This window comes from Thalassoglobus polymorphus (genome assembly GCF_007744255.1).
GTDB classification, from domain to species: domain Bacteria; phylum Planctomycetota; class Planctomycetia; order Planctomycetales; family Planctomycetaceae; genus Thalassoglobus; species Thalassoglobus polymorphus.
In genome coordinates this window covers 5,636,803-5,655,882 of the sequence record NZ_CP036267.1, presented here as the reverse complement: position 1 = coordinate 5,655,882, position 19,080 = coordinate 5,636,803, and the positions used below count along the sequence as shown (strand labels likewise).

At 50.3% G+C, this 19,080-nt stretch carries 13 protein-coding genes; 9 read left to right on the top strand and 4 right to left on the bottom strand.

The window, feature by feature from the left end; all coding sequences use genetic code 11:
- Positions 1–115 precede the first annotated feature (115 nt).
- A complete protein-coding gene (locus tag Mal48_RS20485; protein ID WP_145204162.1) occupies positions 116–775 on the bottom strand; it encodes a TIGR00266 family protein in 660 nt (219 codons plus the stop codon).
- Between the two features lie 292 nt (positions 776–1,067).
- On the opposite strand from Mal48_RS20485, the gene Mal48_RS20480 reads away from it, so the two are divergent.
- The gene (locus Mal48_RS20480; RefSeq protein ID WP_145204158.1) at positions 1,068–1,826 is read left to right on the top strand and encodes an ion transporter; all 759 of its coding nucleotides are present in this window, start codon (positions 1,068–1,070) and stop codon (positions 1,824–1,826) included.
- Between the two features lie 97 nt (positions 1,827–1,923).
- On the opposite strand, the gene Mal48_RS20475 is transcribed toward Mal48_RS20480, so the two are convergent.
- Positions 1,924–5,157: a DUF1549 domain-containing protein gene (locus tag Mal48_RS20475; RefSeq protein ID WP_145204155.1), complete on the bottom strand. Its 3,234-nt coding sequence runs from the start codon at positions 5,155–5,157 to the stop codon at positions 1,924–1,926.
- 578 nt (positions 5,158–5,735) lie between these two features.
- Between Mal48_RS20475 and Mal48_RS20470 the strand changes: the two genes are divergently transcribed.
- The 6 genes from Mal48_RS20470 (at position 5,736) to tyrS (ending at position 14,236) form a co-directional block, all read left to right on the top strand.
- Positions 5,736–9,308, top strand: a complete 3,573-nt coding sequence (locus Mal48_RS20470) for a tetratricopeptide repeat protein (RefSeq protein WP_145204152.1) — start codon at positions 5,736–5,738, stop codon at positions 9,306–9,308.
- A 72-nt stretch (positions 9,309–9,380) separates the two neighbouring features.
- A complete protein-coding gene (locus Mal48_RS20465; RefSeq protein WP_145204149.1) occupies positions 9,381–10,451 on the top strand; it encodes a tetratricopeptide repeat protein in 1,071 nt (356 codons plus the stop codon).
- A 372-nt stretch (positions 10,452–10,823) separates the two neighbouring features.
- Positions 10,824–11,663, top strand: coding sequence for a MotA/TolQ/ExbB proton channel family protein (locus tag Mal48_RS20460; RefSeq protein ID WP_145204146.1), 840 nt, complete (start codon positions 10,824–10,826; stop codon positions 11,661–11,663).
- Between the two features lie 101 nt (positions 11,664–11,764).
- Complete coding sequence (locus Mal48_RS20455) at positions 11,765–12,244, top strand: ExbD/TolR family protein (RefSeq protein WP_145204143.1); 480 nt, start codon at positions 11,765–11,767, stop codon at positions 12,242–12,244.
- A 55-nt stretch (positions 12,245–12,299) separates the two neighbouring features.
- Positions 12,300–12,791: an ExbD/TolR family protein gene (locus Mal48_RS20450; protein ID WP_145204140.1), complete on the top strand. Its 492-nt coding sequence runs from the start codon at positions 12,300–12,302 to the stop codon at positions 12,789–12,791.
- A 212-nt stretch (positions 12,792–13,003) separates the two neighbouring features.
- Positions 13,004–14,236 carry a tyrosine--tRNA ligase gene (gene tyrS, locus Mal48_RS20445; protein WP_145204137.1) on the top strand — a complete coding sequence of 411 codons (1,233 nt, stop codon included), beginning with the start codon at positions 13,004–13,006 and terminating at the stop codon, positions 14,234–14,236.
- A gap of 109 nt (positions 14,237–14,345) precedes the next feature.
- On the opposite strand, the gene proC is transcribed toward tyrS, so the two are convergent.
- A complete protein-coding gene (proC, locus tag Mal48_RS20440) occupies positions 14,346–15,158 on the bottom strand; it encodes a pyrroline-5-carboxylate reductase (protein ID WP_145204133.1) in 813 nt (270 codons plus the stop codon).
- Between the two features lie 492 nt (positions 15,159–15,650).
- Here proC and Mal48_RS20435 point away from each other — a divergent pair, with 492 nt between their 5' ends.
- Positions 15,651–17,942 (top strand): xanthine dehydrogenase family protein molybdopterin-binding subunit, encoded by a 2,292-nt coding sequence (locus Mal48_RS20435; protein ID WP_145204130.1) that lies wholly within the window; start codon positions 15,651–15,653, stop codon positions 17,940–17,942.
- 94 nt (positions 17,943–18,036) lie between these two features.
- On the opposite strand, the gene Mal48_RS20430 is transcribed toward Mal48_RS20435, so the two are convergent.
- Entirely contained in the window at positions 18,037–18,570 is a 534-nt protein-coding gene (locus Mal48_RS20430) for a hypothetical protein (protein WP_145204127.1), read from the bottom strand.
- A 147-nt stretch (positions 18,571–18,717) separates the two neighbouring features.
- On the opposite strand from Mal48_RS20430, the gene Mal48_RS20425 reads away from it, so the two are divergent.
- Entirely contained in the window at positions 18,718–18,900 is a 183-nt protein-coding gene (locus Mal48_RS20425) for an RNA polymerase subunit sigma (protein WP_145204124.1), read from the top strand.
- The last annotated feature ends 180 nt before the right edge of the window (positions 18,901–19,080 follow it).

Sequence of the window (19,080 nt, the reverse complement as noted above, 5' to 3'; positions counted from 1 at the left end):
CTGTTCGTTGTTTCGAAATTCGATCTGCCGGTGAAGAGAGAGGTGAAAAAAGAATTGATTGACTCGTCACCGCCACTTCACAAGCCAGTCTTCGCAACGGCCTGTTTTGAAATTATTAACCACGCAGGTACGGATTGAGCCAGCCTGCCAATCCGCTGAGGGTGCGGGTTTGCAGGTAGATTTTCCCATGTCCCGTGAACTTCATCACTAAACCTTCCCCGGACAACAGCGTACTTTTCATGCTGCCCATTCCACCAATCGAGTATTCCAGTGAAGGGTCCCAGGCAACAACGTGCCCCGTATCGACGGTGTAGGATCCATTGATTTCTTTCTCGACAATGGCCCCGTATGAATTGAAGAAGAGATCACCGGTCCCGGAGCATTCAATTTGAAATGCCCCTTCTCCAGAGAACAGGGCTTTCAGGCCGCCGAACTTCATTTTCAAATTCACTCCCGGAGTGCAGGCAAGGAATGAGCCTGATGTCAGCAAGATGGAATCGCTGTCGAGTTTTCGGTGGACAACGCTTCCGGGAACTGACGGTGAAAAGCTGATGGTCCCACCACTGGGGTGGCTGTACTCACCCGCGAACAGCGATTCTCCTCCGGTCACTTTTCGAATGAGTGCTTGTGCGATCCCGCCCATGAGTTTGGTCTTCACCTCCATGCCACTCGACATATAGGCCATTGCTCCGGCCTCAGCGAGAAAGGTGTCTCCCGGTTGAAGATGGACGGTCAAACTCCCATAGTCGGGGTTGCCTTCGAAGTCAAAATTCATGGACTCACCGTTCGACTGGTTAGAAATCAGAAAAGGTCAACTGAGAACAACGATTATGAGATCAGTTACAAACAAAGTGGCATCAACGACTGCTGATTGGATGGGTACGATGAAAGCTATGTCTCAGGAGAAAAGAAATCAATAGAAAACAAGAACAAACTCTTTACGTAATTCCTGATCACCTGGATCATTTTTATCTACAGTTCGTTAATTTTTTATCAAGAAACTATGACGACGCGATGTATTGCAGGTCGTTGAATGCAAATTGATTTCGAGGACGGAACCACTCCCAATGACTTCTCTCAAGCTGATTGTTGAAAACTCAGACACGCGTCTCGGAAGAATTTTCGATTTGCTGATCCAGGCTCTGATTGTTTTTTCTCTCGTTACATTCTCGATCGAAACACTTCCGAACATCAGTCCCCTGACTCAGAAATGGATCTTCTGGTTCGAGTGCTGCACAGTCATTCTCTTTACACTTGAGTATTTGACGAGAGTTTACGTGGCAGATGACAAATGGAAATTCATCACAAGTTTTTTTGGCATTGTTGACTTACTTGCGGTCCTTCCTTTTTATCTTTCGTTGGGAGTTGACCTTCGATCCTTACGAGCTTTCAGACTGCTGAGGCTGTTCCGGATTTTTAAACTCGTACGATACAGCCGCGCCATTCGGCGGTTTCATCGCGCTCTTCTGATCAGCAAAGAGGAGATCGTTATCTTTCTGTCCGCGACTTCGATTCTCTTGTTCCTGGCCTCTGTTGGCATCTATCAATTCGAAAACAAAGCGCAGCCGGAAGTTTTTGCGTCCATCTTTCACAGCATGTGGTGGGCGGTCGTCACTCTCACAACAGTCGGGTATGGAGATGCCTATCCGATCACGTTGGGTGGACGTACTTTCACGTTCTTTCTTCTGTTTATCGGGCTGGGAATTGTCGCTGTCCCAGCAGGTCTCTTCGCTTCCGCTCTCACCAGAGCACGTGAAATGGAGCTCGAAGAACATTCCATGAAGAGCGAAAGTGCCCGCGATGGGAATGCTCACAAAGAAGAGTAGCGGCATCGCAAGGAAGGAAGACTCGCATTTTCAAGGTGACATCCAAGATTTAATCCAGCTCCGAATGGCGACCTACTCAAGCTTAATCGGACTGCTTTTAATCAATGTAGATGAACTCGTTGGAGTTCAGCAGAATGTGGCAGATGTCGATTAAAGCGTTTGGGGGATCATCGGAGTTCCTTTCGACGACGAGCATTCTCTGGTGGACATCGTCTTGAATGGGGAGTTCCTGGCGATCAAAATTCCATCGCCCAACGACTGTGTTGTCGGTTGGTGAGTAGTTGCTGTCTGTAATTTGATCAGCTGAAAGGGCAACATTGAGAAGTTGAACCTCGTCAAGCCAGCCATCCCATTTATGTTGCTTCAGAGTTGCTCTGCCACCAAGCATGAACGGATGCGGATTGCTTTCCGGTTTGATCACGGAATGAGCGGCGTGAGAGGTTTGGACTTCGTTTGAAATCAGATCCTTGACAACAAAGAGGACTCCCTCTTCTTTGGGGTTTGTCATGTCGACGGAAACCGTCACTGAATAAGGGTGGTTGAGTTCGAGGTGAATATTTGATGCGATGACTTCATAGTGCCGCTTTCCAGCTGCATTCTTCCCGACGAGTTGCAGGATCAGGTTGCGTGGCTTGTAAGCAGACTTTGTGCTGGTCACTCCCAATGCCCAGCCGGGTTGTCCTGAACTCCCGTTCCATTGAGATGCAATTGTTCGGACTGATGCATTTTTAAAGATAGAACGCAAGAGAAGCGTGGTGGAAAAAGTGAAGTGTTCGCTGGGAAGATTCGACTGGTCAGTTGTCTGGACTGGCGGCTTCTCTTTTTCGTCGCTCACTTCGAGCACTTGAGTGCTGATCTGCGGCGTGACTTGATTGATTTTTTCGTCGTCTGCTTTTTCTGACTGATCGAGGTAATCGACAAGCTTTTGTAATTCGTCTTCATTCGGGCTTCGGCTGAGGACGATTTGAAATGCTTCGCGCAATTGAGATTCGAGACTTGATGAATGATTGGCGTGGACTCGTTTAGCAAGTTCGCTGGCACGACTGAGCGTCCATTTTCCGTTAATCAACAGGAGCGACTGAGAAGGAGAAGTCGTGGTGTTTCTCGTTGGACTGCTCGTCATTCGATCAGGAAAATCAAAGGCTGCCAAAAGAGGATCTTGCTTGTTGCGTAGAACTTTTGTGTAGATGGATCGGCGTCGGGAGGAAGAAGCCGATTCGCCTGGCCCTCCGGCTTTCCAGTCGATTTTTCCGGTTGCGACCAATTGAGCATCACGGATTTCTTCAGCCTTCAGTCGTCGGACATTCGACTTCCAAAGCAGGCGATTGGTGGGGTCGATTTTTTCTGCGTCGAGATCAGTGCGAATCGCCGATTGTCGGTACGTCGCAGAGAGTACGATTTCGCGGTGCAGCCACTTCAAACTCCAACCGTTTTCAACAAATTGCGTGGCGAGCCAGTCGAGTAGTTCTGGATGTGTCGGCAGTTCCCCCAGGTGTCCAAAGTCGCTGGGACTATCGACGATTCCGGAACCGAAGTGTTCTTTCCAGATTCGGTTGACGATGACCCGAGTTGTGAGCGGATGATTTTCGCGGGTTAGCCAGTTGGCGAGTGCGGTTCGGCGACCGGTGCTTTGCACATTTGGGGCGACGGGTTCAATGTGTGCAACTTTCGGATCGAAGATTGTCAGGAACCCGGGAGCGATTTCGCCCAGCCGTTCTTTACTGGGGATAAAGACCGGAGGAGCAACAACGCCGTAATCCGTCACTGAAAGGCCAGTAGGGAGCGGCTTGGGCTTGAGGTGATCAAATTTAGCAAGTTCTGCTTTGCGAGCTTCCCATTCTTTCTTTGCTTCGCCTTTGAACTTTGATGAGATGGTGGCGTATCTGTCGACGACCTGCAGGTTGACGAGTTCGCAAATCTGGTTTTCATAAGATGTGCGTTCGGAATACGGTTTCGCAACCATTTCCTGAATATCTTCCGGGAACATTTGGATAATGGAATCTGCGAGCTGTTTTCGTTTTGGAGCTTCAAGCAGTTCGAGATTTTCCCGAGCTTCGGCGCTGGCAGCCTTCCACTTCGCGAGTTGTGCCTCGTAGGCTTTCAGCTCTTCACGCGTGGCCAGTGGGCGATCGTTCTTCAATGCGATGTTGGCGAAAAAAGCTTGCAGCCGGAAGTAATCTTTCTGAAGGATTGGATCGAACTTGTGGTCGTGGCATCGCGCACAGCCCATCCCCATCCCGAGGAACGTATCTCCAACGGTGTCGGTAATGTCGTTGAGCATGTCCTGCCATTGTGTTTTGGCATCACGCTGATTGTATTCGTAGATTCCGTGTCTCAGGAACCCGGTCGCAGTGAGTGCTTCCGGATCGTGCGGGGCGATTTCATCTCCAGCGATTTGCTCACGCGTGAATTGATCAAACGGCTTGTCTTCATTGAATGAGTTGATCACATAGTCCCGATATCTCCACGCGTCAGGGCGGTAATCATCTTTGCGAAAACCATCCGACTCCGCGTAACGGACCAAGTCCAACCAAAATCGTGCCCAGTGCTCTCCATATCGAGGAGATGCTAAAAATTCGTCGACGAGCTTTTCGTAGGCCTGCGGCGATGCATCGGCGAGAAATTTGTCGAGTTGTTCAGGCGTGGGAGGAAGACCGGTGAGGTCAAAGGACAAGCGTCGGAGTAAAGTCTTGCGGCTTGCTTCTTCGCTGGGCGAAATGTTTTGTTCTTGAAGTTTTCTGGCAATGAATCGATCAATTTCGTTGCGGACCCATTTTTCATTTTCAACTTCTGGCGGCTTTGGATTTGCCAAGGGTTGGAAAGACCAGAATTGTCGATCTTCGGCGGTGATTTTCTCAGCCAGGTTTTTGGTCGCTGGCTTCCGGCTTTGGCCCGGCCAGGGAGCCCCCATTGAAATCCACTTTTCGAGTATGGCGATTTTCTCGTCGGACAGTTTTCCGCTGGGGGGCATTTCATAGGACTCATAGCGGACAGCTTCCATCAGCAGGCTGTCATCCGGCTTGTGCGGATCAATTGCAGGCCCGCTCTCCCCGCCAGCGAGGGCATGAGCGATCGAGTCGAGCCTCAAGCCACCTTTTTGGTTCTCGTCGTTATGACACTCAAAGCAGCTTTCAACGAGCAATGGACGGACATGCTGTTCGAAGAATTTTTCCTGTGCGCGTTTGATGTTGTCGTCAGCGCAAGCTGTTTTCTGTCCAAGGCTGCCAAGTCCGCAGCTACAAAAAACGAAGCTGATTATCGCGATACGCAACAGGCGAAGTTGCACGCAAATGGATACGCTGGCAGTTTGATGAGGGGAAGAATCGCGCATGGAATTATTGCTGTTCCTATGACATCAGAGAGTGGGGACTGCACTGAAGTTCACTCTTTGTCTTTCGAGGCGGGGCGTCGGACAAGTGAATTGGATTTTTAAGAGACCTAAGTGTACAGTATTCAATCGACATATTCGAATACGACTTTCAGAAAATCCCAAGTTGGTTGCGTCAATCGACAGGCCAGCTTATTTTCACATCCACTTCTCGAATTTGTGTCAATAATTCGGAATGACTGCGTTTAGAACTGAACTGATCTGATCACTTCTGTATTGCTCTCTGGATTGTAAGAGAGCAACACCACCACAGAGAATGTCTTGTCTGAGAAGTTCTGAATCCGGTGTTTTACAATTTTGCCCGAACTCGCCAGAACGCCACCAATTTCTGCGGTGCGAGCTGTGAGATGATAGAATCGTGGCAAGGATGACACTTGGTTTTCGCGAGCACATATACCATGAAAATGGCTAGAGAACGGTTTCACTTCATGCGATTTTTTCGTCAGGTCTACTTTTCTGCTTTTGTCTTCTCGTGCTGCATTTTCTTATGCAGTTCATCGGCTTTTGCAAAAGAGCCTGTTTTGGAATTCATCGAAGGGTTAAGGCATCGAGGTTATTACGACACCGCTCTGCAATATCTCGCTACGGTAGAAGCAGACGAGACGTTGCCGAAGGAAGTTCGAGAAGTGCTTCCGTATGAGCGCGGGCAAACGCTGCTCGATCATGCTCGCACACTGAAAAACCTCAACGACCAGCGAAAGCAGCTGGACGCAGCGGAGGCGTCGTTCGAGCAATTTGTGAAAGCGGCTCCGACGCATCTTCTCGCTGGCCGGGCGAATACGTCACGTGGTCGAATTTTGTTAGAGCAGGCGCGGGTCGAGATTTGGGATGGTGACAAACCTTCAAACGAAGGAAACCGCGATCTGTTTCGTGAAAACGCCCGAGCGATGATCAAGCGGGCTGAAACAATTTTTCAACAGGCTGTCGGTCAACATAAAAAAGTTGTTGATTCGTTTCCGACATTCATCCCGGTCGAAGAGAAGGAAACCATCAAGGCTCGGGACGAAGCGGTCGCATCTCATATTGAAGCACTGTTGGACCTTGCCCAGTGTCAATACTGGACCGCTCAAACTTACGATGAAGATGACGCAAAACGCAAAGAGATTTTGACCGCAGCAGCCTTCGAGTTCGAGGAAATTCACAAAAAACACCGGAGTGTTCTCGGTGGTTTATTTGCTCGGATGTGGCAAGGAAAATGCTTCGAAGAACAGGGGGAAATCGGGATCGCTCTGGGGCTTTATGAAGAAATTCTCGGCCATGAAGGAAAGTCAGCGACAATGCTGAGCCTGAAAGACAGGGCTTTACGATTTCGCTTGATTTGTCTGAATCACGAAAAACGCAAAGACTACAAGCTTGTCACAATCGAGGGAGAGGAGTGGTTGCGCGATGCGAAAGCTCGCTCTCGAACGAATGTCGGTCTGGGTATCCAATGGGAGATGTGTCGAGCCTTTGAATCTCTCGGGACAGATCGAACCACCCCCGAGACGCAGAAGTTCGCCTACCTGACTCAAGCCTTAAATCGCTCACGGACCATCAGCCGATTTCCCGGTGAATTGAAAACACCCGCCACAGCGATGGTTCAACGAGTCATGGTGGCATTGAACCGGGAACCTGGCGACCCTAAAGATTTTGAAACGGCGAATGGGAATGCCAAGTTGCTGCTCGATCAGGTCAATGTGATCAACACGGAAATTTCGAAGCTGAAGGCTGCCGGAAAAAACAAGGAGGCACTTGCGAAGCAGGAAGAATTGATAGCAATCGCTGCCGAAATGACTCGCCTGTACGACATCGCGTTGAAGCTCAAACGTCCGGAGATCGACCCGATTCTGGTGAACTCCGCACGATTACGACTCGCATACGGCCTCCTGCTTCAGAAGAAATACTACGACTCCGCTGCTGTTGCGGAGTATCAGATGTCGAAGTTCAGCGAAGAATACCCAGAAGTCGGCCTTGAAGCTGCTTTCGTTGCGATGGCCTCGTTCGACTACGCCTATTCAAGTGCCGATGAGAACAACCGAGACTTTGAAGCAGCGATGCTGACGCGGATGGCGGAGAAAATCGCTGAGCGGTGGCCAGAGTCTGATCGAGCAAACGATGCTCGAAACGCTGTCGCAAAAATCCACTTTCAGGCAGGTGACCTTCTTCAAGCTGCAGCTTGGTACGAGAAAGTCCCCGCTGGGACATCGAGCTATGCTCAAGCACAAGTCTCTGCCGGAAAATCGTATTGGCGACAGTATGTTCTTTCCGCTGCCAAGCCTGAAGGTGAACGTCCCTCCGGTGAAGATCTCACCAAATGGAAAGCTGCTGCAGTCAAGCATTTAGAGACCGGACTTGCTGAAGCGGAAAAAGGAATTCCAGCAGATAAACCGCTTCCTGATGATCTTGTCGGTGCGAAACTCACGCTTGTGAGCATTCGCAATCTTGATGGGATCTACAAGAAGGAGAAAGATGGCCCTCAAGGAGCACTCGAACTCTTAACCGCCGAACCGCATCCGGTGATCAAAGCTGTTGCGGTCAAGAAAGGCGAGGCCCGCCCCGAAGATCCGTCTAAGGCGCAAAGCCGCGAAATGGCGAGTTTGGCATATCAACAACTTCTGCGTGCCCAAATCGGATTGAAGAATCTGGACGCAGCCAGAAAAGCTCGTGAAGACCTCGAGAACGTTGCCGGTAAAGAAGATGCGGCTGCACTCACGCAGGTTTACATCGAGTTTGGCCGTGAGCTTGAACAGGAACTTGATCGACTCAGGGCAGCCAATGAACAAGAGCGACTCGCTGAAGTACGTGCCGGATTCGAGGCGTTCTTGAATGATCTCTACAACCGGGAAGATGGTCAAACATTTTATTCGCTGTTGTGGATTGCTGAGACCTACACCAGCCTCGCAGATGGTTCGCGGGATACCGCCTCCAAATCGGAGGAGTACTTTGGGAAAGCGTCCGACGCCTATGAGAAAATCCTAACGAGCGTTGCCAGCGATCCCAATTTTGTGAGTGATCCGAGCCAAATCATCGGAACCAAATTACGCCTGGCGAGTTCATTGCGTCGCAAGCCAGATTATGCCGCTGCCGAGACTGTGATTCTGGACATTTTGAAAACGAATCCGTCTGCATTGGACGCTCAGTTTGAGGCGGCGAGCTTGTATCAGGAATGGGCATCCAGCGGAGAACTCGGAACGGTTGAGAAGTTCCAGCCAGCCTTGCAAGGTTCTAAAGAAGGTGATCCTGTTACGATTTGGGGTTGGGCGAAAATGGCTCAGTATCTGCAACGAGAACTCTTCTCCAAAAAAGACGAGCGACTGGAAAAGCTTCATTATGATGCTCGTTACCGTATCGCCGAGACAGAACTTCAGTGGGGGAATTCCGTCGCTGATGAGGAAGAGGCTGTCACCCACATCAGACGTGCTCAGGCTGCTGTCGCCGGTTTCCAACGAATCTCTCCACGTTGGCCGGATGAAGAGTATGCCCGGTTTAATGCATTGTACCAGAAGATTCTTGAGGCACTTGGGAGCCCCATTATTGACCTTCCCCGTGACCTGGATAAGAAGGGAACCGATCCGGTTGGTGTGATTGATGCAGAGCCTCAGGTTGCCGGAAATCAGGCAACTCAAGGAACCGAAGAAGCTGAAGCTTCTGGCGGAAGCAGTCCTTTGCTGATGATCGTAATGCTTCTCTTCGGAGGGGGAGCGGTCGCAGGCCTGTACTACATGGCGGTCGGTCAAAGCAAAAAGAAATACGCGAATTATGATCCGTCAACAGCACCGAAAAAATCTGATGGTGATGAACCGGTTCCAATGATTTCACTTCCTGTCGAAGCACCGAAGAAAAAAGCTGTTAAGCAGAAGCAAAAGCAAACGTTGGACCTTGGCGGAAAACAGAAGACCGCAACAAGCAAGTCCAGCGAAAAGCCTACCGGAAAGTCCACCGAAAAACCGGCTGCGACAAAGCAGAAAGCAAAGCGGAAATACACGGAAGAAGAAATTCGCAAAATCAAAGCTGCACGGGCAGCGAAGGCGCGAGCCGCTCAAAAAGAAGCGGGCGGGGAAGCTCCAAAACAGAAGAAGCCAACTAAGAAAAGACCTAAAGATCCGGGAAAATAAGAAGCCGGGCAACTCCCGTCGGGTCATTGCGATTTGAATACTACGATTTCTCTCAACGAAGCTGAATATAACATGTGTCGACACCATCTCTTTGCTGCTTGCGGACTCTTGTTCGTCCTGTCAACAACCTCCTCCGCACAAACGATTGATTCCGTTTATCGAAAGAGTACAGCTAAGCCTGTCGCGGGCGAAATCACTGAAGTGACCAAGACTGACGTGACAGTCACGCAAAAGGTTGGGAATAAAACGGAAAAAATTCCCGCCAACGATATCCTCTATATTGAATGGAAAGGTGAGCCTCCCGCCTTGGGACTTGCGCGGAGTAACGAACGCAATGGGAATTACTCGCAAGCGGTCACGGGGTACCAGGAAGCATTAGCGGCTCTTGAAGCCAGCAATACTCGAGTCAAAGCCGATATTACCTTTTCTCTTGCCAGGACTGCCTCGAAGCTGGCTCAATCTGATCCAGACCAGGCTGCGTCTGCCATCACGCAACTCAAAGAATTCATCGCAGCCAATCGCGATTTCTATCGTTTCTTCGATGCTCAGATGATTCTGGCTTCCACTGCTTTACAGGTGAACGATGCCGGTACCGCAGAAGAGGCCTATACGGTTCTTGAGCAGGCTCCTTGGACGGATTATCAAATGGCAGGCAAGATCGGGAACGCCGAGACACTGCTTGCTCGCAACGATATTAACGGAGCCAAAGCGATTTTCGATCAGGTCGCTGCGATGAGTACAAAAAGTGCAGCTGAAAAATCACGTCAACTTCAAGCCAAGCTCGGTCAGGCAGAATGCCTGCAACGTCAGAATAAACAAGACGAAGCGACCACAATTTTGAATAAAGTGATCGAAGAAACGACCGCGGATGACTCGCGGATTAATGCTGAAGCATACTTAAGACTAGGTGATGGCTACGTCAGTCAGGGGCAAAAGAACAAAGAGGCTGTCTTGGCTTACTTGCATGTCGATGTGATTCCAGCTTTCGCTGCCCATTCCGATTTGCATGCAGAAGCCCTCTTTAGATTATTTAAGCTGTGGCCAGCACTGAACCAGCCGAGCCGTAGCGCCGATGCCGCAGCTAAGCTGGAATCGGACTACCCCAACAGCCCCTGGACAAAGCAGCTCTCAGGGGCCAACTGACGTCGAACGGACTCAATGATCTTCAACGCACTTGCGATCTCTGATGGGACAGGGTCGGTTTCAGGATGATTCCATTTCGATTGAGAAAGATTCAGTTTGATCTCTTCAAGTTCCGTTTTTGGACGAATGAATGAGTCGCAAGATGTGGTTGAGGGGACAGGAACGTCCCTGAATATTCGTACTCGGTTTGCGTTTCGTTATAAAAATATACGGATCAGTCGATGGCGACCGGTCCTGTGTCATTCTATGATCACACGTCCTTTCAGCCCGAACCATAACGGTCCCAAATCAAGTGGGTTTCGTTGGGCCTGAATTAGAACCAAATCTATAGACTGACTTGATCCATAGGCTTATTTGTTAGCGGAGAATCTGATGTTTCTTGGTCGAACTCGACAACGACGGCTCTGGCAGGCGACCACCCTTCTCATGTTAATCATGGCGATGTTTGTCGCATCCACCCCCAGTTCCAGTTGGGCATTCCAGGAGGCCGAAGCTGAACCCGCCGCGGCAGAGGCAGCGGAACCAGCTGCCGAACCTGCTCCAGCGGGGACTGAAGAGGAAAGTGAAGAAAAGAATCCAGCGAATGAAACATTCCTTGTCTGGATGATCAACGCTTCGGGAGCGTTTGGAGCAGTCTTGCTGCTCATTTCCTTCATTATGGTGGCAGTCATTATGATGAACTTGTTGCAAGTGCGACGCGACAACATGCTCCCGGAAGGTTTCGTGGCAGCTTTTGAAGAGAAGTTAAACGCCAAAGATTACCAGGGAGCCTACGAAATCGCCCGTAACGATGAATCACTCATCGCTCGCGTTCTCGCTGCCGGACTCAGCCGACTCAATCGTGGCTACGAAGAAGCTATCGAAGGAATGCAGGAAGTCGGTGAAGAGGAAAGCATGACCATGGAACACCGTCTGAGCTATCTGGCCTTGATCGGTTCGGTTGCTCCGATGATCGGATTGATGGGAACTGTCTGGGGGATGATTGCTTCCTTCCGAACCATTGCAACCGCTCCTGTTGCTCCAAAACCAAAAGATCTTGCAGACGGAATTTCTACAGCGTTGTTTACCACGCTGGAAGGACTTGTCGTCGCGATTCCTGCCATTATCGCTTACAGCTTGCTACGTAACCGTGTTTCACGTTTGCTTCTCGAAGTGGGTCGTGTCAGCGAAGGTTTGATGAGCCGCTTGCCTGTTGGGAAATCGGCTGAGTAATCGAAGAGAGCTCAGTGCCGAATCCAGAAGCTTGTGTTCGAGTTGGTACAGTTTTAAGTTGAAATCGCTGCAAGTTGGTTCAGTTTTAAATTGAGGCAGTCATGAAAATTCCACATACCAAACCGACCGTTGTCGAAGCGGATATGACACCGATGATCGACATGACTTTTCAGTTGATCGCGTTTTTCATGATTGTCACCAACTTCGAGCAAACTCAAGCTGATGAACGTGTCAAACTTCCAGCAGACAAACTTGCCCGCCCACCGAAAGTCGCACGTGAGCAGGAAGTTGTTCTGAACGTCGGTTTTGACCGTGATCAGCAAGGAAATAAAATCAACCCAGACGCCGTTATCTACTACGGTGACGAGAAGATTCGTGTCTTGGATTACCTTCCCCGATTGAAGCAGGAATATGCTCTTTCGGAAAAGCAGTACGGGAAAGCCAAGGCTGAAGGGATTACGGTAGTGATTCGTGCCGATGGAGATGTGCCGACAGGGCTTATCCAAGAACTCATAAAAATGGGGCAGGAAGCAAAGTTCACGAAGTTTGCGCTGAAGGCCAAGTCGGACGAAGAAGAGTGACCCCTGCGCGGAAAATGAAATTCTACAGAACGAGTGTGCTTGCTGAGTCAGTGATATGAAGATTCGACGAAAAGAAACAGACACGAAAGTGGATATGCAAATGTCGGCAATGATCGACATTGTGTTTCAGCTATTGATCTTCTTCTTGCTCACATTGAAAATCGTTCCTCCGGAAGGGGACTTCAATATCAATATGCCGTTGGGAGCAGTTTCTCAGCAGGCGGACGACACTCCACCGCCGCTTGACCTCAAGGTCCGGCTGGAAGCGAATGAAGATGGCACACTGAGCCAGTTGTGGTTTGGGGGTCGCTCACTCGGAAACGATTTTCCGTTTTGTTTTGAACGATTAAATGCTGAAATCGGTCAAATTGCCGGTGGACAACAAGGTTTTAGCGACGACCTCGAGGTCGAACTTAATCCCGATTACAACTTGCACTATCGCTACATCGTCAAGGCGATCTCGGCTTGTCGGGGGCGAATGCAAGGTGATCAGCAAATTACCTACATCGAAAAAATTAAATTCGCCCCGATCAATCAACCGCAGTGATCTCTGAGAAAATCAGTAAGCCGGAATGTCGGCTTGGGTGAAACTCGATTTGATGTCATCGCCAAAACATTGACAGCCGCGAAAGTTCGCGGCTGTTTTCTTTTTTCCGCTTCGTTATTGTATTCGCAGAGACAGATTTTCAGGATCTTCAACGTTTCCGTTGCACGTTGAGATCGGCTCGATTTACACACCTTGCTTAATAAACAACTCTCATGTCATTTCCTCCAGTTGATGAACAACTTCAAATCCTTCGGCGCGGTGTTGAAAAAATCGTTCCGGAAGAAGAACTCGCTGCGAAGCTCCAGAAAAGCCGCGAGACCAATACCCCCTTACGAGTGAAATACGGAATCGACCCGACAGCGGCCGATGTTCATCTGGGGCATACTGTTCCCCTGAGAAAGATGCGGCAGTTTCAGGATTTAGGTCATCAGGCAGTGATCATCATCGGAAACGCCACCGCCATGGTCGGTGATCCCAGCGGTCGAGACGAAGCCCGCACGAAGAAACTCTCCGAAGAAGATATTGAAGAGAACGCAAAGTATTACCTGAACCAAGTCGGCAAAGTCATCGATCTCGACAACGCCGAAGTTCACCGCAACGGCGACTGGTTCGGGAAAATGGGCTTGGTCGAGATTCTCAATCTGTGCGGTAAAGTGACCGTGGCTCAACTGCTTACGCGTGACGATTTCGCAAAACGAATGAAAGCAGAAGTCCCTATTTTCTTGCATGAATGCCTGTATCCCGTCATGCAGGCCTGGGATTCAGTCGTCATTCAATCCGATGTCGAACTTGGTGGGACCGAACAACTTTACAGTTTCATGCTGGCTCGCGACCTTCAAAAGGATCAAAGCCAGAATCAGCAAATCGGGATTATGTCACCCATTCTCGTCGGTACCGATGGGACTCGCCGAATGGGGAAAAGTTTGGGGAACTACATTGGGATCTCGGAATCTCCCTATGAGATGATGAAGAAGTTCATGCAGCTTCCCGATGATGTTATGAAAATGTACTACGAGTTGCTCACTGGAATTGATCTCGACGAAGTCGATCAAATTCTCGCAGGACACCCCAAAGAAGCAAAAGTCCGTCTGGGTAAAACGGTCATTTCAGAATATCACGACGAGACCGCTGCGGAAGACGCGGCGGCACGTTGGCAAAAGGAAATTGGAGAGGGGAATCTCCCTTCGGAGATTCCGGAGAAGTCCCTCAGCCGTGCGTTGCTCAACGAAGAAGGATCAATTCAGGCGGCTCAACTTCTCAAAGAACTGGAACTGGTTCCGTCGACATCTCAGGCGATTCAACGGATCAAGGGAGGAGCTGTCTTCTTCCTGATTGACGGAGAAAAAACAAAAATTGCCGACCGTGGAGACTGGATTAAAATTGTTCCGGGAATGATCGTCCGCGCCGGCAAAAAAGATTGGGCGAAAGTTCAACTGGGAGAGTAGTTTCAATATCGGTCTGCACGTTCTATCTCGTGCAGACCGATAGTTTGTTGGGCGAAATTACTCCTCACAGATACGAAGCATTTTTGCTCTTCAATATGCTTTCCAGCTGTTAGCTCTTTTTTCCGAGCTCTTTAGACTTTTCTGTCGCAGCTTGTACGGCGTTCATGAGGACGCCGCGCAGTCCGCCTCGTTCGAGTTGATGGAGGCCGGCGATTGTTGTCCCGCCGGGACTGGTGACGGCGTCTTTCAAAGCACCCGGATGTTGTCCGGTTTCGAGAACCATTTTTGCAGCTCCGAGCAGAGTTTGAGCCGCCAATTGTGTCGCCGCGGTTCTGGGAAGACCCATAAGAACGGCTCCATCGCTGAGAGCTTCGATCATCTCGAACACGTATGCAGGACCGCTGCCTGAAAGACCAGTCACCACGTCCAGTAAATGTTCGGGAACGTTCAGAGCAAGGCCAACTGTTTCGAGCATCTCTTGTACAAACGTAGCATCGTCGGAGGTGGCTTTCGCCCCGCAGGAAAATCCGGCAGCTCCCAGTTGGACAATCGCCGGTGTGTTTGGCATGACGCGTACGTGTCGGCTCACAGGGATCGCTTGCTGGAGTGTTTCCAGTTGTGCTCCAGCGACGATTGAAACAAAGAGATGCTCGGCGGTTGCCTCTTTCGACAATTCCGTCAGCACGTCCCCCAACACTTGAGGCTTCACCGCAAGAATAACAACGTCAGCCGCTTTGAGGACATCGAGGTTGTTCTCTGTTGTTTGCGAACCGGTCTGTTTTTCAAAAGCAACTCGCGAGTCTGCGAAACTGTCGCTGGCCAGAAGATCTTCCGTAGCGGCAAAGCCAGAGTTGATCACCCCTTTTGCCAATGCCGTCGCCATCTTCCCTGCGCCAATGAAACCAATCTTTTGTGCCGACATTGTCATTCTTCCTCAAGCAGTATTGAAAAGGTGTACGCGTTCTGTCTCGTGGAAGAGAGCGATTCATCACATGAAAAGCACTCTTCACAAAAACAGGAAACGCGAATGTGTTCAAGCTTCTGGATTTTCCACTTATTGACGCTTACTGAATTTGCACCAACAAAACCTGAGCAAGTGAACGAAACTCCATCGAATGGCATCGATTCCCGAGTCAGTGTCAGGCGTTCATAGATTCGTGCGCCGCCGAGGTAAAGTCAAACCGGAATCTGAATGTCCGGCCTCTCGCCAGGTCGGCAGGCGATGGCGTGTGCCAGGCAATCTGACAGTGTGATTGCAAATCGAGTGAATCGCAGCGATTCCCGCAATTTTGGGCGGTGTTCCATGAAAATTCTGTGTTAAATGGAGTCGTTTCAGATCACTTTCTCCTGATTGCTTGCGTGGCTTGCCAGTTCGGCATACAAACAGAGCATCGAAATTCAGCTCAGGAGCGTAATGATGTCGGAAAGTCACGGTTCAATCACCCTTAAGCACCACATTCACGAGTATCAGGTGATCGGAACTCGTCCAGTTCGCCATGATGGGGCGGACAAAGTGACCGGGCGGGCTCAATACGGTTCAGATGTCCGGCTTTCCGGAATGTTGCAAGGGTTTATTCTGCGTAGCCCGATCGCTCATGGAAAAATTCTCTCCCTCGACACAACCGAAGCAGAAAATTTCCCCGGTGTCCATGCCGTCGTGACTGGTGCGGATCTTCCCGCAGCGAGTGACCGAGTCGCTGAACTGGGTGAAGGGTCTGTCAATTTGCGGCATTTGAGCGCAAACGTCCTCGCGAAGGATAAGGTCCTTTACCAGGGGCATGCGATTGCTGCGGTGGCGGCAGACAATATTCATATCGCTGAAGAAGCTGCAAAGCTGATCAAAATTGAATTTGAAAAGCTGCCGGTCGAACTCGACGTGCGGCATGCTATGCAAACGGATGCTGCTGTCCTCAACGATGATGTGCGAACTGTCGAATTCGGCGAGACCATTTTTGATTCTCCGACGAACGTCGCTGCCAAATATGTTTATGAGCAGGGAGACCCAGAAGACGCTTTCTCGAAGGCAGACGTTGTCATCGAAAAAGAGTTTCGGACAGCGACCGTTCACCAAGGATACATCGAGCCTCACACTTCAACTGCTTTGTGGCATGGGGATGGTCGCTGTACTGTCTGGACCAGTACACAGGGAGCCTTCAGCGTTCGGCATCAGCTTGCTGAGTTGCTCGAAATTCCTCTGACATGGATCAAGGTGGTCCCGACAGAAATTGGTGGCGGATTTGGTGGGAAGATCTCTGTCTATGAGCAACCGGTGGCTCTGTTGCTCTCAAAGAAATCGAGTCGGCCCGTTCAGGTCACAATGAACAGGACCGATGTGTTTCAAGCGACCGGCCCGACACCCGGTTCATATATCCGCGTCAAGCTCGGAGCTGACTCGAACGGCAAACTTATAGCGGCTGATGCTTATCTCGCTTATGAAGCGGGGGCCTATCCCGGTTCGCCAGTCAATGCTGGTTGCATGTGCATCCTCGCCTGCTACGACATTCCGAACGCGCGTGTTGAAGGGTACGACGTCTGCGTCAATAAGCCTCGCACAAATGCCTACCGCGCACCTGGCTCGACGAACGCTGCCTTCGCAGTTGAGGCGGTTGTTGATGAAATCGCGGAAAAGCTGAGCGTTGATCCACTTCAGTTCCGTATTGATAACGCTGCCAAAGAAGGAACACGCCGTCCAGATGGTGTGGTCTATCCGAAAATTGGTCTCGTAGAATGCCTCGAAGCAATCAGGGACAGCGACCATTACAAATCCAAACTGGAAGGTCCAAATCGTGGACGCGGAGTCGGTTCCGGATTCTGGTTCAACGCGGGACTGAAATCGAGCGTCACAGTCAACGTGAACTCGGACGGGAGAGTCTCATTGATTGAAGGCTCAACAGACATTGGCGGGACACGAACATCTCTTTCGATGCAGCTTGCAGAAACGCTTGGAATCGCTGCGGAAGATGTGCAGCCGATTGTCGCAGATACAGACAGTGTCGGCTACACGGATGTCACAGGCGGTAGTCGGGTGACCTTGGCGACAGGCATGGCTGTTCATGAAGCGGGCTTGAAAATTCGTGATCAAATGTGTGAGCGAGCAGCTCGGATCTGGGAATGTGACGTGACCGATGTTCGCTATGAAGACGACGGAACGATCGCTGGCCCCGATGGAAAACAGATGTCCTTTGTTGAACTCGCGAATAAAATCATCGCAACCGGGGAATCGATTACGGCCTCAGCGAGCATTAGCGCTCCCGCTTCAAGCAATGCTTTTGGCGTCCATTGTGCCGATATCGAAGTTGATCCAGACACCGGGAAGGTCGAAATCTTGCGATACACCGCAGCACAGGACGCCGGGACAGCGATTCACCCAGCTTATGTCGAAGGACAAATTCAGGGTGGAGTGGCTCAAGGCGTTGGCTGGGGGTTGAACGAGGAGTATGTCTACAACAAAGATGGCCTGCTCATGAATGCCAACTTCCTCGACTATCGCATGCCGACCTGTTTCGACTTACCGAACATCGACGCCATCATCGTGGAAGTTCCGAATCCCGATCATCCTTACGGCGTTCGCGGAGTCGGTGAAGTTCCGATCTGTCCTCCGCCAGCAACTCTCAATGCAGCCATCCACAACGCTGTCGGAGTCCGCATGAACGAACTCCCGATGTCCCCACCAAGGGTTCTGCACGAACTGTTGAAGAACTCTTAGGCGATCTTCTCCAACGATTCGATCCCCGGTGATTCACCGGGGAAAACCGAGTTGTGTGACGCAGGTTGGGTTGAGTCTCTTTGTGCAGATTCAACTACGGCAGGAATCCTTTTTCTCGAAACTCCTGAATGTTGCCGGCGGCGCTTTCAATGATTCGATCAGTCGCGTACTTCAGCACAGCCACCCCTCCCAGTTTGTAAGGAGCAGTAAGAATCGCGATGCGGTCCTCATCCTGGTCGTCGAGAGTTTTGTTCAATCGGGCAACAATCTCTTCGACACTGTCGCTGAGCAGTTCCGCTTTTTGCTTGTGGTTTTCAATTTGCAGATTCGAAAACGCTGCTGTGCGAGACATCAGGAAGTCGACCATTCCTCCGAATTCGTTGTCTTCGAAGAAATTCCGAAACTCGGGATGACTGTTCTCCGGCGTGATGAGCACAGGCCGAGCGACTTTAACAACACCACGACTCACTTCAACTGGCTGGTGCGGTTGTTCCGAATCGACAATCAGGTAGTATTCGAGATCGGAATCGCCAAAAGTGAATAATGTATACGGAACAGGACGGGCGATCGAAACGGAGTCCCAGATCCCTCGAAAAATTTTTTCGCGTTCAAATTCGTGAAAGTTCATGATACTAGTTAACCGAATCCAGTGATTACACTCAAGCCCGGGCGTTGTTGACATCGACCGGATTCACAATAAAACATGTCATTTCTGGGGGTTGACGTTTCAACCTGCCCAAACGATAACGATTTTAGACTTCAGGAGAGACCTGCAATGAGCGGTCCAATTGTACGCACCGGTGCCACCCCAGAATACTGGGATAATTGGGATCAGATTTTTGGTAAGAAAAAGAAAAAAGCAGCAACGAAAAAGAAAGCTGCCGCTAAGCCTGCTGCTGAAAAACCAGCAAAGGCTCAAAAGAAGAAACCGGCCAAAAAGAAAGCAAAGAAAAAGTAGTCTTGCGAGACATCTCAAGAAGGCGAGACTGGGGGATCAATTCCCGATTCCTCTCTTCTTTGTCCCGCACAAAACAGTGGTGACACGATACGGAGATCAATTAAAGCAGACCGTTTAAAAGGACAGGGGCGAGTCCTGTTCTGTGCCTCTCCGATTTTCCCGCTGGGATTTTTACACTGA

What these genes read in the sequence shown, in the direction of transcription:
- Mal48_RS20485 (WP_145204162.1), bottom strand. Translation starts at nt 775, where the DNA reads ATGAATTTTGACTTCGAAGGCAACCCCGACTATGGGAGTTTGACCGTC.
- Mal48_RS20480 (WP_145204158.1), top strand. Translation starts at nt 1,068, where the DNA reads ATGACTTCTCTCAAGCTGATTGTTGAAAACTCAGACACGCGTCTCGGA.
- Mal48_RS20475 (WP_145204155.1), bottom strand. Translation starts at nt 5,157, where the DNA reads ATGCGCGATTCTTCCCCTCATCAAACTGCCAGCGTATCCATTTGCGTG.
- Mal48_RS20465 (WP_145204149.1), top strand. Translation starts at nt 9,381, where the DNA reads ATGTGTCGACACCATCTCTTTGCTGCTTGCGGACTCTTGTTCGTCCTG.
- Mal48_RS20460 (WP_145204146.1), top strand. Translation starts at nt 10,824, where the DNA reads ATGTTTCTTGGTCGAACTCGACAACGACGGCTCTGGCAGGCGACCACC.
- Mal48_RS20455 (WP_145204143.1), top strand. Translation starts at nt 11,765, where the DNA reads ATGAAAATTCCACATACCAAACCGACCGTTGTCGAAGCGGATATGACA.
- Mal48_RS20450 (WP_145204140.1), top strand. Translation starts at nt 12,300, where the DNA reads ATGAAGATTCGACGAAAAGAAACAGACACGAAAGTGGATATGCAAATG.
- tyrS (WP_145204137.1), top strand. Translation starts at nt 13,004, where the DNA reads ATGTCATTTCCTCCAGTTGATGAACAACTTCAAATCCTTCGGCGCGGT.
- proC (WP_145204133.1), bottom strand. Translation starts at nt 15,158, where the DNA reads ATGTCGGCACAAAAGATTGGTTTCATTGGCGCAGGGAAGATGGCGACG.
- Mal48_RS20435 (WP_145204130.1), top strand. Translation starts at nt 15,651, where the DNA reads ATGATGTCGGAAAGTCACGGTTCAATCACCCTTAAGCACCACATTCAC.
- Mal48_RS20430 (WP_145204127.1), bottom strand. Translation starts at nt 18,570, where the DNA reads ATGAACTTTCACGAATTTGAACGCGAAAAAATTTTTCGAGGGATCTGG.
- Mal48_RS20425 (WP_145204124.1), top strand. Translation starts at nt 18,718, where the DNA reads ATGAGCGGTCCAATTGTACGCACCGGTGCCACCCCAGAATACTGGGAT.